Raw genomic sequence first — 857 nt, 5'->3', positions numbered from 1 at the left:
TACGTTTATCGCGACATCAAGGAAGACATCCATCTGGCGTCCATCTCAGGCGGTACAGATATCCTTGGCTGTTTTGTGCTGGCCTGCCCTGTCCTGCCAGTCAAACGTGGCGTCATCCAGACCCGTGCCCTTGGTGTTGCTGTCGATGTGTTTGACGACGACGGCAACTCCGTGCGGAACGAAAAAGGTGAACTGGTCTGCACCAAACCATTCCCATCCATGCCGGTCGGCTTCTGGAACGACCCGGATGGCTCGCGTTATCACAGCGCCTATTTTGACCGGTTTGATAACATCTGGTGCCATGGTGACTATGTCGAGCTTGATGATGATGGCGGCATGGTCATTTATGGCCGCTCGGATGCCACCCTTAACCCCGGCGGCGTTCGTATCGGCACGGCAGAGATTTATCGCCAGGTAGAAAAACTACCTGAAATTCAGGAATCGATTGTGATCGGCCAGGACTGGGATAACGACGTTCGAGTGATCCTGTTTGTTGTGCTCCGCGACAATTACGAATTGGATACCGCACTGATCGACAAGATCAAGAAGCAGATCCGCAACAACTGCACCCCACGCCACGTCCCTGCCAAGGTGCTTGCGGTTGCCGATATCCCGCGGACAAAATCGGGGAAAATTACCGAACTTGCAGTTCGTGATGTTGTCCACGGACGGCCGGTAAAAAATCAGGAAGCCTTGGCCAACCCGACGGCACTGGAACTGTTTTCGAACCTGTCGGAACTGAAAACCTGATCAAGACAAGCCCCGCATCTCAAAGCGGGGCTTTTTCGTACCGATCCGGTTTTGCAAGATGCTCGGCCGCGCGGGTTAACGAATGCCGCTCCCGATTCCGCACTGCA

1 protein-coding gene is annotated in these 857 nt (G+C 54.4%); it reads left to right on the top strand.

Annotated features, from left to right (window positions below):
- Positions 1-750: AMP-binding enzyme (locus B3Z49_RS20880; protein ID WP_414716278.1), on the top strand; the 750-nt coding region annotated here is incomplete at its 5' end.
- Positions 751-857 lie beyond the last annotated feature (107 nt).

Origin of the sequence: Thalassospira sp. UBA1131, assembly GCF_002311515.1 — a bacterium.
Lineage (GTDB): Bacteria > Pseudomonadota > Alphaproteobacteria > Rhodospirillales > Thalassospiraceae > Thalassospira.
The sequence above is the reverse complement of the archived record's forward strand: the minus strand, read 5'-3'. Positions and strand labels throughout refer to the sequence as shown.